Source organism: Candidatus Paracaedibacter symbiosus (assembly GCF_000757605.1).
GTDB classification, from domain to species: Bacteria; Pseudomonadota; Alphaproteobacteria; order Paracaedibacterales; family Paracaedibacteraceae; genus Paracaedibacter_A; species Paracaedibacter_A symbiosus.
The window spans coordinates 554,842-568,312 of the sequence record NZ_JQAK01000001.1 but is presented as its reverse complement, the minus strand read 5'-3'; the positions used below and the strand labels follow the sequence as shown (position 1 = coordinate 568,312).

The 13,471-nt window shown below is 42.7% G+C and carries 17 protein-coding genes; 10 read left to right on the top strand and 7 right to left on the bottom strand.

Annotated elements, in window-relative coordinates:
* Positions 1-5: 5 nt before the first annotated feature.
* The gene (locus IG80_RS13795) at positions 6-161 is read left to right on the top strand and encodes a hypothetical protein (RefSeq protein ID WP_269517178.1); all 156 of its coding nucleotides are present in this window, start codon (positions 6-8) and stop codon (positions 159-161) included.
* Between the two features lie 85 nt (positions 162-246).
* On the opposite strand, the gene IG80_RS0102690 is transcribed toward IG80_RS13795, so the two are convergent.
* The 5 genes from IG80_RS0102690 to waaC all read right to left on the bottom strand — a co-directional run bounded on the left by IG80_RS0102690 (position 247) and on the right by waaC (position 4,161).
* The gene (locus tag IG80_RS0102690; RefSeq protein WP_156962004.1) at positions 247-738 is read right to left on the bottom strand and encodes an outer membrane lipoprotein; all 492 of its coding nucleotides are present in this window, start codon (positions 736-738) and stop codon (positions 247-249) included.
* Between the two features lie 73 nt (positions 739-811).
* Entirely contained in the window at positions 812-1,249 is a 438-nt protein-coding gene (locus tag IG80_RS0102685) for a nucleoside deaminase (RefSeq protein ID WP_032112478.1), read from the bottom strand.
* Positions 1,250-1,678: 429 nt separating this feature from the next.
* Positions 1,679-2,104 (bottom strand): OsmC family protein, encoded by a 426-nt coding sequence (locus IG80_RS0102680; RefSeq protein ID WP_032113286.1) that lies wholly within the window; start codon positions 2,102-2,104, stop codon positions 1,679-1,681.
* A 12-nt stretch (positions 2,105-2,116) separates the two neighbouring features.
* Positions 2,117-3,034 (bottom strand): pirin family protein, encoded by a 918-nt coding sequence (locus IG80_RS0102675; RefSeq protein WP_032112477.1) that lies wholly within the window; start codon positions 3,032-3,034, stop codon positions 2,117-2,119.
* Positions 3,035-3,153: 119 nt separating this feature from the next.
* On the bottom strand, positions 3,154-4,161 hold the full coding sequence (waaC, locus tag IG80_RS0102670; protein WP_032112476.1) for a lipopolysaccharide heptosyltransferase I: 1,008 nt from the start codon (positions 4,159-4,161) through the stop codon (positions 3,154-3,156).
* A 243-nt stretch (positions 4,162-4,404) separates the two neighbouring features.
* On the opposite strand from waaC, the gene waaF reads away from it, so the two are divergent.
* From waaF to fumC, 3 genes are all read left to right on the top strand, one after another.
* Positions 4,405-5,448 carry a lipopolysaccharide heptosyltransferase II gene (gene waaF, locus IG80_RS0102665; RefSeq protein ID WP_032112475.1) on the top strand — a complete coding sequence of 348 codons (1,044 nt, stop codon included), beginning with the start codon at positions 4,405-4,407 and terminating at the stop codon, positions 5,446-5,448.
* 139 nt (positions 5,449-5,587) lie between these two features.
* A complete protein-coding gene (locus IG80_RS0102660) occupies positions 5,588-6,883 on the top strand; it encodes a S8 family peptidase (protein WP_032112474.1) in 1,296 nt (431 codons plus the stop codon).
* 420 nt (positions 6,884-7,303) lie between these two features.
* Entirely contained in the window at positions 7,304-8,683 is a 1,380-nt protein-coding gene (gene fumC / locus IG80_RS0102655) for a class II fumarate hydratase (RefSeq protein WP_032112473.1), read from the top strand.
* Positions 8,684-8,705: 22 nt separating this feature from the next.
* Here fumC and IG80_RS12300 read toward each other — a convergent pair whose 3' ends face one another.
* Positions 8,706-9,215: a hypothetical protein gene (locus tag IG80_RS12300; RefSeq protein WP_052045905.1), complete on the bottom strand. Its 510-nt coding sequence runs from the start codon at positions 9,213-9,215 to the stop codon at positions 8,706-8,708.
* A 221-nt stretch (positions 9,216-9,436) separates the two neighbouring features.
* Between IG80_RS12300 and IG80_RS0102645 the strand changes: the two genes are divergently transcribed.
* Positions 9,437-10,135 carry a hypothetical protein gene (locus IG80_RS0102645; RefSeq protein WP_032112472.1) on the top strand — a complete coding sequence of 233 codons (699 nt, stop codon included), beginning with the start codon at positions 9,437-9,439 and terminating at the stop codon, positions 10,133-10,135.
* 173 nt (positions 10,136-10,308) lie between these two features.
* Positions 10,309-11,280, top strand: coding sequence for a leucine-rich repeat domain-containing protein (locus tag IG80_RS0102640; RefSeq protein WP_032112471.1), 972 nt, complete (start codon positions 10,309-10,311; stop codon positions 11,278-11,280).
* A gap of 47 nt (positions 11,281-11,327) precedes the next feature.
* Here the strand turns inward: IG80_RS0102640 and IG80_RS0102635 are convergent, their stop codons facing one another.
* A complete protein-coding gene (locus IG80_RS0102635) occupies positions 11,328-11,579 on the bottom strand; it encodes a carbon storage regulator (protein WP_075553142.1) in 252 nt (83 codons plus the stop codon).
* Between the two features lie 276 nt (positions 11,580-11,855).
* Between IG80_RS0102635 and IG80_RS0102630 the strand changes: the two genes are divergently transcribed.
* The 4 genes from IG80_RS0102630 to IG80_RS0102615 all read left to right on the top strand — a co-directional run bounded on the left by IG80_RS0102630 (position 11,856) and on the right by IG80_RS0102615 (position 13,468).
* Positions 11,856-12,212, top strand: coding sequence for a flagellar basal body rod protein FlgB (locus IG80_RS0102630; RefSeq protein WP_032112470.1), 357 nt, complete (start codon positions 11,856-11,858; stop codon positions 12,210-12,212).
* A 71-nt stretch (positions 12,213-12,283) separates the two neighbouring features.
* Entirely contained in the window at positions 12,284-12,676 is a 393-nt protein-coding gene (locus tag IG80_RS12295; protein ID WP_156962003.1) for a flagellar basal body rod protein FlgC, read from the top strand.
* A 12-nt stretch (positions 12,677-12,688) separates the two neighbouring features.
* Positions 12,689-13,003, top strand: a complete 315-nt coding sequence (gene fliE / locus IG80_RS0102620) for a flagellar hook-basal body complex protein FliE (protein WP_032112469.1) — start codon at positions 12,689-12,691, stop codon at positions 13,001-13,003.
* Between the two features lie 99 nt (positions 13,004-13,102).
* Positions 13,103-13,468, top strand: coding sequence for an NADH:ubiquinone oxidoreductase subunit NDUFA12 (locus IG80_RS0102615; RefSeq protein ID WP_052045901.1), 366 nt, complete (start codon positions 13,103-13,105; stop codon positions 13,466-13,468).
* Positions 13,469-13,471: the final 3 nt, after the last annotated feature.

The following is a 13,471-nucleotide window of genomic DNA, read 5'->3' as shown; positions in this document are numbered from 1 at the left end:
AAACCTTGGCTGCCCATGATCTGTGCTCGTCGTTGCCACAATCAATGAAGTTCCAGCACGTGCAAGAAGGAGTGGGGCATTATGGTATCTTCAACGGTCGACGGTGGCGCGGGGTTATTCAACCCAAGATAGCTGAAATGATCCGTTCTTTTAATGATTAAGGTCAAATAATAAAAAAACCCAAGGAAATGATCCTTGGGTTGAAGATCTTCAAGCCTTGATGGTATGAAGCCTAGGTGACTGAACCTAGTAACCTGAGTTGTCAGGGATGATGCGACCACGGTCTTTAGTGCTTTTAATAACAAGGACCCGTTGACCAACACGAATCACTGGGTCTGCACCTTGAGCAATTGTTGTAAGACGGCCATCATCCAGACGTACTTGATATTCGAAACCTTCTTGGTCAGTAAGTGCCTTTTCAGCAAAGTGACCACCAATAGCACCAGCAAGGGCACCAACGCCGGCAGCAACGACAGAACCATGACCTTTACCAATCTGGGAACCAGCATAACCAGCGGCTAATCCACCAGCAAGAGCACCTGCACCTGGTTCATTTTCGCGTTCAGCTGTTTTTGCTGAAATTGTCACTGGGCGAGCAGAAACAACCACCCCGCGGTATGTGTCATTCATTTCGCCTGCGCCCCGGACAGAGTAATTGCTGCCGCCAATACGAGGCGCACAACCTTCAAGAAGAAGTGTGGAGGCACAAAGCATAGAAATGACGAGTACTTTTTTCATTTTAAACACCATTAATTTTTTGTTGAAAGCATTGAACAAACAAAGCTTTACTAAAGATAGATTGGCAATCTGCTTAACGCTTGTCAATGAAAAAAGCTTTGAGGAGACGCTGGCAATCATGCTCTGCCATGCCTCCATAGATTTCAGGATGGTGTAAACACGTGGGTTGGCTGAAAAACCGAACACCGTGATCCACGGCACCACCCTTAGGATCAAATGCCCCAAAATAGACCCGACGCAACCTGGAGTGGGCAATGGCACCTGCGCACATCGTGCACGGTTCTAATGTCACATAAAGATCGCAGTTAACAAGTCTTGTTGTGTTAAGAATTGCACAGGCCTCTTGGATGACTAATATTTCTGCGTGAGCTAAGGGATTTTTCTGAGTTTCCACAAGATTATGAGATCTGGCAATTACTTGACCTTGGTGTACAATCACAGCACCAATAGGCACTTCATTGTTTTTTTGGGCAAGCAAAGCTTGCTCGATGGCTTGTTGCATGTAGGTCATGGACGGTAGCTATTCTCTTGTTCTTATTCGATGGTCATTGCATGAAGCGTCAGTTTCGCGGCGACTAGGGCAAAACCTCTTCTTATTTATGAAGGCTTTTAGCAGAGTAAACAATAGACCTCTTTCGACACTGTTGCCTGTTGCTCGTTGATGTCACTAAATTTTAACTCGCAAGCTTCCTTTACTAATGTAAACTTTAGGCTCTGTACAGCTAATTTCCCCAAATTCATTTTTGGTTCTATTTGCGTGCAAATTCCCCCACATTTTTCCAAGTAGATAAACGACGATATCGAAATTTGACATCATTTTCAGCTAAAATATCTCAAAATCATCTTTGCGTGAATTAGGTGCACAGAACCTAGTCGCTTGCCAAAATTTATCGAGTCAGAAAATAAAATTCTTAGGTCACGAAAGAGATCTAATGCTTTTCTATGGGTATGTCCCCCAAGAAGTAGTGATCCGTGGAGTGCTATCTAACGTACGATGGATTGGGCATTTGCTGGCAATATTTACAAGTTTGGCCCGCTGTTCCTCAGTTAGGTCGTTTCCATGAAGGATGACTTCTTTGGTAAACACGTCGACTTTGCCTGTGGAGCTGTCTTCTTTATGATGGGTGACGTGAATTTCTACCTTGTCGAGTGGCAAATGGTTAGAGTGGGCATACCAGCGCACCGTCATTGCCGTGCATTCACCAAGAGAAGCAAGAAGGAGATCATAAGGGGCAGGGCCCACGTCCTTCCCGCCAGCTTCCACGGGCTCATCACCGATAATTGTATGGCCGGAAACGTCAATGGTGACGGCAAAAGTGCTAGCACCTGTTTCAATTATATGAGCTTTTCTTTGATCTGTTGTCATAATACGCCTCATTTATTTAGGGAGGGGAATAAAGTCAGCACTATCACCTTGAATTTTACCAAAATGACCAGCTTGCCAATCAAGCTTTGCCTGTTGAATCCGTTCTTTTGAGCTGGAGACAAAGTTCCACCACATATGCCGCGGTCCATCCATCACCGCGCCGCCAAGAAGGATAAATCTAGAATCAGTTGCAGCTTCAATCAACACATCGATGCCTGGTTTTAAAATCAACATTTGTGTGGTGTCATAAAAGATACCTCCAATGGAGAGTTTGCCTGAGATACTGTAAATTGCCCGCTCTTCTGTTTGTTTGGGAAAACATATTTTCGCCCCTTCTTTTAAAATGCAGTCCGCAAAGACTGAGTCATATTCTACTTTTACGGGGGAAGTTTGACCAAAAAGCGACCCTGAAATCAGGCGAATTTCGAGATCTTTTTCCGCTAATAAGGGGAGGTTATTACTCGAATGATGGGCAAATGTTGGGGGCATTTCCTCTCGTAAAAGGGGCAGAGCTAGCCAACATTGAAGGCCGAAGAGCGAACTTGCTGACTGGCGACTTTCAAAACTCGTTCGTTCGGAGTGGGCAATCCCTTTGCCGGCAGTCATCAGATTGACATCGCCAGGCGTGATTTCCTGGTGGCTGCCAAGGGTGTCACGGTGAACGAGAGATCCTTGGAAAAGATAGGTGAGAGTGGAAAGACCAATGTGTGGATGGGGGCGGACATCAAGGCCCTGTCCGGTTATAAATTCTCCTGGTCCCATTTGATCCCAGAAAACAAACGGCCCCACCATTCGTCGTTGGCGCGAAGGTAATGTTCGGTAAACACTCATCCCCCCAATATCAGCTGTTCGCGGAATTAATATCATATCCAACTGATCAGGGCAGTTTTTGAGATCGCAGTCTGGGTTGTTGGCTTTAAAAAAGCTCATAAAGAATCTCCTAGCAGAGAAGTCGTCAAGGAGAGTATATCACAAAAAGTTTAATAGTTTATGAAAGGATGTAAGAATGCTAGGTTCTTTGCACCTAAAGCCTGTCAATGAAATTAGAGTTATTTCACCATTATCTGCAACCGTTGGAATACGGATTCAGGAGTGATTTCAGCAAAACAGGGTGGCTGAATTTCTGAAAGATGTTTATTCCGACAGTCTCTTTTCACGCAAGGCGAACACCAAAAGGGAGAGATAAGATTGTGTTGGTAATTATCAAATTGCCCGATCATATTAGGCGTGGTCGGGCCCCATAAAATAAAGGTTGGGATTTGAAATGCGGCAGACAAATAGCCGAGACCAGAATCCACAGACACTGTGAGAGAATGGTGTTGAATGATCGCAGCAAGTTTACCCAAATCCATTTTGGCAAGCACGTGAACATGGTTGCCAGCTGATTGAATACGCAGCGCTTCTTGATGTTCCTGGGGAGTTGACCAGGGGATTGTGACTGTGAAGCCAATCTCTCCTATTAACCGAGCAAGCTCTGTCCAATAATCCACCGGCCATTTTTTCGTCATCCAACTTGCACCAGGCAAGAAGAGAGCTGTTTTTGCTCGTATCTCTCCTTGTTTAGAAAAACCTGCGTCTGTTGGGGTTTCAGGTATAGGATACCCAAAGGTTTTGGCAAAGAGAATGCGCGTTCGTTTGATAGACGTAATTGTCCACGGAATCTCAAATTTTTCTTGATAAAAGAGGCTCGCAATCGGTTCACGTGCCCCTTTCCAGGCGTAACCATAGCGTTTGCCTTTCGCCAATAGGCTTAACAAGCCACTTTTCACAAGCCCTTGCGCATCCAGGATCAAATCATATTCTTCTAGACGGATATCGCCGATGGCTTTGCGGATTTCCTTCCAGGTATTTAGCTGCCAAAGTTTTTTACGCCACCGACGTAAGGCAATGGGAAATACCCGCCTTACGGCAGGGTGTAGGAGGGGGGGGTGGCAAAAACTTTCCTCTGCCACCCAATCAACGATCAATGATGGATTATGCTTTACCGCATCGGTAAGGGCGGGGAAGGTATGGATAATATCCCCTAGGGAAGATGTTTTTATCAATAAAATGCGCATTGTTGTTTGTTTTTGGGCTTTATATGAAAAATTAAATTATAGACCTAAATCCCGCCTCTTCAACTATTTTAGGCCTCTCTCGTCAGTATGCTATAAATATCGACAGGCGTATATCTTCTTCGCTTTTCAAGCTCTTGACATTTATGTCTTCCTCGGGCTGTATATACCTAAACAGCCAGAAGATGATAACGGGTGAGCCTCTCTTATATCGGACGCATATCATAATTAGGTATAGGGTTAATTTTGTTAAAGCAACAGAAAATTTTAATTGTAGCTCCCGCTTGGGTCGGCGATGCAGTAATGTCTCTTGGGTTGATCCATCGATTAAAACAACAAAATCCTCAAGCTGAAATCACGGTATTGGTTGTGCCGTGGTGTGAGGCTGTATTTAAGTTTTGTCAGGATGTGACGCGTGTTATTCCTTTAAATATCCCCCACGGTGTATTTGGGATGAAAGCACGTTGGCAGTGTGCAGCAGCTCTCAAAGCCTATCAGTTTGATGTGGCGTACGTTCTGCCAAATTCCTGGAAGTCAGCTCTCATTCCCTTTTTAGCGCGCATTCCAACCCGTATCGGTTTTACTGGCGAGATGCGCTGGGGACTGCTCACTCATTGCCTTAAAAAAGCAACGCACCTACCATTATTGGTGGATAAATATCAGTCTTTAATGCAGACCGAAAGGCAAGAGAATAGTGAGTTTCTGCGACCTCGCTTAGCAATTAATACAAACACCTTTGAGCGAGAAGAACTTTTAGCACGGGGTAGTGTGATCCTAGACAAACCCGTAATGGCGTTTTGTCCTGGTGCAGAATATGGTCCTGCCAAAAGGTGGCCAGCTTCTTATTATGCAATGGTTGCTCAAACGTATGTCGATCAAGGGTGGCAAATCTGGATATTGGGGTCTCCTAAAGATGCCGCAGTGGCGGAAGAGATTGTCTCTGCGGTTTCAGGTCAGATGACGAATTGGATAGGGAAAACGTCACTGGCAGAGGCAATTTATCTTCTTAGTTTATCTAAAATGGTGGTGACGAATGATTCTGGATTGATGCATGTGGCAGCGGCCTTAAGTTTGCCAACTGTGGCTTTATTTGGCTCTTCCAGTCCAGATTATACGCCGCCATTATCACCTCTCGCAACAATTATGTATTTGAAAACTGCCTGCAGCCCCTGCTTTAAACGTGAATGCCCCTTGATTGGTGATGCGCATATGAAATGTCTAACGCAGATTTGGCCGCAGCAGGTAATTGAGACAATTTCTGAGAAATTAGGTTCTGTGAGCATTTTGTGAATTGATCTCTTTTAACCTCTGCCCTTAGTAAAAAAAGAGTCATTAATTTAAAAATAACCTTTCCTGAATCCTTGAAATTTCAATAATGAGTTTTTATATAACCTACAGTGTCTCATTTTCTTAAAAAAAAATAATAGTAATGAAAAGAGTTGTTTTAAGCTTTTTAACTGCTACCTGTTTTATGACCTCCTCCCAGGCTAAAAACCCTTGGCAAGAGGTTTGTGGTCATCAATTAACCCAGTCAATCCTTGAGAAACCCGAAGGTGATTTTTCCAACTATAAAGTTGCCGTTGTTGATAATGGTTTCGTTAAAGAGCATCCGCTGATTAAGAGTCAATTAAGTGCGGGATGGAATGGTCGTGATATGAATGAGGATATTAATGCTTCTATCGTGCAAGATTCAAACCATCACGAAAATGGAAAAACATGCTCCCATGGAACCCATGTGGCTGGGATTGTGGCTCAGATGGGTGGAGAGGTTGTTCCAGTTAAGCGTGGTGCTTCTGGAAATCGCTCCGTTAATTCTGATAAAGCGGCGCTTGAGTATTTGGCGACGCGGCATGATGTAAAAATTGTTAACCTTTCTTTTGGAATTGATTGGTGCAGTCTGCGTAGTAGTATTAAGAAATTGGCCAAGCAAGGTAAGCTGATTGTGATTGCTGCAGGAAACTCTGGTGAAGCAATAGAAAATAGAACTTTAAACAAGTTGCTAGCAGATACAAGTCTCAAAAAGCGGGTTGTTTTAGTTGGAGCTACAGAAAAATTATTGGGGAAGGAAAAGCTAATCTCTTTTAGTAATAAAGCAACTGCATCGGTGGAATCAGCATTTATTGCAGTGCCCGGCAGAAACATTACTTCTTCTGTTCCCTATGATAGTGCTGCGACAGGGATGAAAGAGCTCAGCGGCACCTCTATGGCGGCACCGATTTTTGCTGGAGTAGTGGTGAGATTAATGACTGAGTTTGATGCTTCTGTTGATGAAGTGCGTCAGGTGTTATTCGGCACAGCTGTTAAACAGAGCAATTCGAATACTGGTCAAGGGATCATGGATTTTGTGGCTGCACGGAATAAATTTAAAGAGCGCGCTGCTGCAAAAGTCATGCGGCAAGTTGAGGCTGTCCCAGTTGTTCCACCAGCAGTGTTACCACACGCTGCCGCTAAAGCTGTTCAGTCAATGTTGCCCGCCAAACCGTCAATTAAGGTTATTCCTGAAGCAGAAAAGCCAGCAATGATGGTGCAACAACCAAAGACATGGGCTGATACTGGTAAACAAATGCGGGATATCGCGACAAAAGCCGTTAAAATAGGTGCGGCTGTGACTAACGCAGCTTATAATTATGCCGTTCCCATTGTGGCCGGCGCTTATAAGCTTGGTAAACAAGCGGTAACCACAGTTGCGCAAACTCCTTATAATTATCTGCGTTCCTGGTTTTAAAAACTATCCCGTTGGAGGCTAACTAAGGCGTTAACTCTTTCGTTTATGGTACACATGCGTATAAAGTACGTGGGCGTTCCGGTTCTGGATTTTCTTGCTGTTTGCCTCATCCTCGGAATGGGTATGTTTTAGCATTTATATCTTAGTTCTTAAAATGGCTCCATAGGGGGCCATTTTTTATGTTAATGCTTAAAAATAGGAGAAGATCAAAGGAAACAATAAAAACCTGGGAGGGTGCGGATTTAAAAAGCTGTCTAGTAACTACTTGAGATTTTATAGTAGAGGAAGGCAGCCCACTGAGATCTGGGAAGTATTCTGTCATAAAAAGTTAAGGCGCTCCCGCCTATTGTATTACTGCTTTTTTTCCTCAATAATTAATTTATCTATTATGTATGTTAAATTAAAGGTAAGGCAGGCAGCATGCGCATTGAATCAGATTCCATGGGTGACGTAAAAATTCCAGAAGGAGCTTACTGGGGGGCACAAACAGAACGTTCACGACAAAATTTTCGTATCGGAACTGAAAAGATGCCAGTTCCGTTGGTGCGGGCATTAGGGGTGCAAAAGCGGTGCGCTGCCTTGACGAATAAAGAACTTGGCAAGTTAGATGCCATTCTCGCCGATGCCATTATTAAAGCCGCTGAAGAAGTCATCGAGGGTAAATGGGACGATCACTTTCCGCTGGTTGTTTGGCAAACAGGCTCAGGTACGCAAACCAATATGAATGCGAACGAAGTAATTGCTAACCGAGCTAATGAGATTTTGGGTCATCCGATTGGTCAGAAAAAACCAGTCCATCCTAATGATCATGTGAATTATGGTCAGTCATCTAACGATACTTTTCCAACGGTGATGCATATTGCGACAGCTTTAGAAACGCAGCAAAAACTGCTCCCAGCGCTTACTAAATTCCACCAAAGTTTGGTGACGAAGGCCCGCGAGTTTCACGATCTCATTAAGGTTGGGCGCACCCATTTACAAGACGCTACACCAGTGACTTTGGGACAGGAATTCTCAGGTTACGCCCATCAAATTGAGCTTTCTATTCAACGTATTAACCAAAGCCTCTGCTATGTATATGCTCTTGCTCAAGGGGGAACAGCGGTCGGCACAGGCATCAATTGTCCTAAAGGATTCCCAGAAAAGTTTGCGGCCCATGTCGCTGAATTTACGAAGATTCCTTTTGTTCCCGCAGTCAATAAGTTTGAAGCATTAGCCAGTCACGATGCGTTAGTCGGGTTGTCAGGGGCCTTGAACACATTGGCAGCCTCAGTCATGAAAATTGCCAATGATATTCGGTTACTTGGTTCGGGGCCTCGTTGTGGTTTTGGAGAATTGGACCTGCCAGAAAATGAGCCTGGCTCATCCATTATGCCGGGCAAAGTGAATCCTACCCAGGCTGAAGCGATGACAATGGTGGCTTGTCAGGTGATGGGAAATCACACCACAATTACTGTGGCAGGAAGCCAAGGGCATCTAGAGCTTAATGTCTTTAAACCCGTGATTATTGCGAACATTTTACAGACAGTTCGCCTCCTCACCGATGCGGCGCACAGCTTTGTTGATCATTGTATCGATGGCATTCAACCTAACAGGGCCAAGCTACAGCAAAATCTCGATAAATCGTTGATGTTAGTAACGGCGCTCAATACAGTCATTGGTTATGATAATGCGGCTAAGATTGCTAAAAAGGCATTGCATGAAGATATAACCCTTGCGAATGCAGCTGAGTCATTACAGCTTTTAACGCGCGATGAATTTAATAAATACGTTATTCCAAGCCAGATGTTAGGAAGTTAATAAACCTCCATTCAGAAGACCCTCAGGGAGATTGAAATATTCCCTCGGGGGCTTCATCCCATTCAACCAGCCTGTTTGCCTTGATTCGGATGAAAAAGGGAATGTTGTTCTTGATTAAGTAGTCAATCCAGTGCTTACCCGCAAACTCACGATCAGCAATCAAGCAAGCTATTGTATTGCTTCCGAAGATACCTACGAAGGATTGTAAAAGATCAATCCTTTCCGTTGTGTTAGAGTTCCCTTTTTTAGGCAGAGCCTTCCATAAAAGAGGGATGCTGAACTGGCTGGTGATGACGACGGCTAAAACCAAGAGATTGATCTCAATTCGACCAAACTTCCAATTAGTTCGGTCAATGACGAGAGAATAAGTACCCTTAAGTTGCGCAATCTCTACAATTGCTTTGGTATAATCAGCAAAGTTGAGCTCGAATGATTTGAGAAAATTACGTATGCGAGCACAGATGGATTCTTGTTTGGCAGACCCTGTAAACCCAAGGACTGGCTTATGCTGTTGAACAGAGCCCAGAGGCAATGAGCCCTATAATCATGCCCACAAAGCATTTTATTCTTGCCAAGTTCCATGGAAATAGAGTTTGATAGCGCTCGAGAAGGGTGTTGAGATCCATCGTTTTTTTCTTTCTTTTTTGTTGTTATTAAACGAAAGATCTAAAATTTCGTGGCTTTTTTCAACTCATTCTTCCTATTACAAAAAACGAAATAGGCGTAAAGTAGGGCTATCGAAGGTATACCTTTATGAATAAAAAAAATCTCAAAATATTTTTATCATTTTCTCTTTCTTGTATAGCAGGCTGCTCCACAGAAGATACAATCAATATGACTGCAAAGGAATTAGCTCAGGAGCAACTTTCTAAACCTTATTTGTGTGGGGGTATTTGGGATAAAAATTTCCTCCATAAGCATCCTGAAATTTCAAACAAATTAACACAGTATAAAGAGGGAAGACTGTGCAAAAGCCTTAAGGACGTGGATACCGGCAATTTAACACACCAACAATTATCTACAAGGCTTAAAGAATTAGGGTACTTCTGTTATAAAAAACCTCTTTCCGTTAACTCAAAGGCTACCCCTTTAAGGTATTTGAAAAAAGATGGTGGAGATACTGCAAATTTGAATGAACTAGACGTAGTATGGCAAGAGATATGTGTTGAAATAAAAGACGGCTGTGTTGTACGTATAAAAATGGATGGGTACCCGAGAAGCAAACGCCCAGCCCCCCATTCAACGAAAGCTATTTTACTCAATAGAGCTCAGGACCCCTCTAATTATGATAATGAAGCATTTAAAGTCACTTCTACAGGAATCCCTGTTCCTAAAGGTCCAGATGCGAGCTTTGGTCTCTCTCCTTGTCCTTATGAGAATGGTAAAGCATGTGAGGCGTGGATCAGCGAAATTATGGCTGCCGCCCACCCTTATTTAAAAAGAACTCAATAAATTCTCTTGCTTAAAATTTTCTTTAAACCCCATTATTATTTCTAAAACTCTATAAAAAATCATACGGTAGTGAGATTTTTTGTAATTAAATAAAATCTATTTTGTTTAATTTGAATTAATATTTCTCACTTAAGATAGGTAATGTAAGTAAATTCATTTGAGGCAGAATGAGGATGCTCACTCTTTTAAGCTTGGCTATTCTATATGTGAGTAATAGTGGCAGTATTGCAGCCCAGGAGCAGCAGCCCTATGATACCCTATCTACTTTCACGTTTTATCAAACAGAAAATGGGTGCCGGTGGTCCAATCACGACTATGGTGGACTGTATTTGGGAACCAATCATATATCTCTGATTACTAAGATTGAAGGGGAAAACCACAATCTTTGCAGCTTAGGATTTCATGGTTGCGAGCTAACCGATGAAAGTAGTCTTCCTCTGTGGCCGATATTGCGTTCTCACTCTACTTTAAAATCTCTGGATCTTTCCTCCAATAAATTGGGGACAAAATCGGCAATAAATCTTCGCCTGCTTCTGGAGCAAAGTCAGCTAATAGAAAGTTTGAATTTGCAATTTAATTTTTTTAAGGCTGGAGATGTGGCAGCAATAGCCACCGGGCTGGCCCATAACCAATCTTTAAAATCTTTGGAGCTCGGTTTTAATGGCGTAACGGATACTGATATGGAGACCTTAGCAGCCGCTTTGGCGCACCATAAATCGTTACAAAAATTAGGCTTGTCCTTTTTATCTCTCACGCCTAATCAAATTCAAGTGTTAATACGGAGCATTATTAAAAGCCAGACGCTCACCGATCTTAATCTCAGTTATAATAATATGAATGAGTCAATGTATCAGCTCGCTGCTCTGATCCATGCTAAACCACAGCTTACCTCATTAACCTTAACCCACTGCAATATTGGTGATCAGACTGCGGAAAAGTTTTATGTTCAGATGAATCAATATGCTGAAACTTTTTCTAAAGATCCTGTTAAAAAAGGGTTCTTCAGCTTTTTTAATGGTGAAGAGAAAAAGCCCTTCCCGCAGATAATAATTGATTTACGTTACAATGACTTAAGCGATCGTGGCGTTTACGCTTTTAAAGCTGCTTTTAAAAAATATCAGGATAGTATCCAGATTTTATATTAGCATTTCTCATTCTTAAGTCTCTTAAATTTAAAGGAAGAAGATCTACTCTAGCCCTTTTCATTTAATTTTTTGGTGAAAGAATGGAGGCTTGTGGCAAAATCAGCATCAAGGGTAGTCGACTGGGCAGCAAGCTTGTTCTCTTGTTCTATGCGATCAAAGACCTCTTTGCGCAAGACTTCGGCACCTTCAGGATAGGTAAAGCTCAGTTTAACGCCGCCGGTCCTTACTTCGGTGACGGTAATCAGAATGTTTTTATTAATGACGATCGATTCGCCTACTTTTCTTGATAAAAATAACATCGACTAACTATGTACCTTATTTATTTGTCACGCCGCAGATAGTGTCATTGCGAAGAGCAGAATGGTGGGGCCGCCTGTTCAAGTATAAAACAAGGAGATTGCCACTCTTTTTTCAAAAGCTCAACCTGACATCCTCTCAGGAGTGAAATCTCTTTCTCAATCATAATCAGTCTATAGTGAATTTTATAGGTATATTTTAAATTTATTTTAAATTTTTATTAATCAATTTTTATGATCCTAGAAGTAGATACACAAACGGCTGTTGGAGATTGTTTAATGCTCGCACCAACTAAACTTTTAACGCTTATTGCCAATAAAATGGTGTGGCAGAACGCGAAAACTCATCTTCATAGCCATAATATTGCACATTCTGAGACGCCTGGATTTAAGCGTGTTGATCTTAAAAAATTCGACGCTGTGTTGAAGACCAATATTTCCACAATGAAAAAAAGAGAGTCACTCTTATCACCAACTATGACCATTGATAGTTCACATCAGGTGCAAACAGGTGATGAGGTAAAGCGAGATGTGGAATCGATGGAATTGGCGGAAAACGCTGTTAACCATCAGGCAAATGCTCAGCTGTACAAAAAATACCTTGGAATAAACAAGCTTCTTATAGGAAAGACTTAAAAGGCTCATTGGGAGATTTGTAATGACATTTATAACGAATAAAATCACATCGCCTTTAGCAAAGTCTTTGCTTGTTTCTGCCTATGGGATGGCGGCACAAAACGCCAGGTTTTTTAACAGTTGCGCAAAACTTGGCCAACGTTTCTTCCCGTCCAGTAGTGCCAGGGGGGATGCCATATCGTCGTCAATTAATTAGCTATACAAACCGAAAGGACTTTCGCACAGGGGTTAATTTGGTGCACTTGAAGCCAACTCAATATGACAAGAGCCCTTTTCGGAAAGTGTATGACCCGTCGGATCCCGCGGCTGACCAGAGTGGTTATGTGCAAGAATCGAACGTCAAACCACTTATCGAAATGTCAGATATTCGGGAGGCAGGATTGACCCATGAAGCAAATCTAAAAGCATATGAACGCACTCTGGGTGCCATGACAGATATAATCGGTCTTTTAAAGGCAACATAAGGAATCTAAATAATGGCTTTAATGAATCCAATAGCTGGGATTAATAGTTATCAGAAAATTATGGGAATGGGTGGGATAGGCCCCGCGGGGTCTGAAGCTGCAATTGCGGCGCCTGCTTTCGAGGAGGTGTTGAAAAAGACATTGACTCAAACGGCAGAAGCTGCTCGTGAACATGAAGCTCTTGCAATTCAGTATACAATTGGCGAAGCCGATATGGCACAAGTCGTTCGAGGAGCGGCTGAATTAGATGTTAAAGCATCAACTGCTGTGGCTTTGCGCGACAAACTTACTGCTCTTATTCAAGAGTTGGAGAAGATGCAGATTTAAAGAGTTATTTTATTTGAGTCGTCCCAAAACAAAAATCGCCTCAAATCTACTTGCTATAATTATGTATCTTCAGGTATTTTAGGGATAGACGGAAAATTTATGGCTGCTTTTTTAAAGATGAATATTATAACCTGTTTGCTCACCAAGTTTCGAGGTCAGTTTGTCGGCGAAGATGCTTACGGGAACAAATATTATCAGGATAAACGGGTACGCGATAATGGTAAACACCGTCGCTGGGTCATCTATAAAGGCGAGGTTGAGGCCAGTAAAGTCCCCCCGAAATGGCATGCCTGGCTTCATTACGTGATCGATACACCACCTTCTACAAATACAATAGCATACCAATGGGAAAAACCGCATCGCCGTAATTTAACCGGCACCAAATTTGCTTATAAGCCAAGGGGCTGGGCGCAAACAGGTGTCATTAATGTCATGCCCGATTACGAATCGTGGAAACCTGAGTAGCAG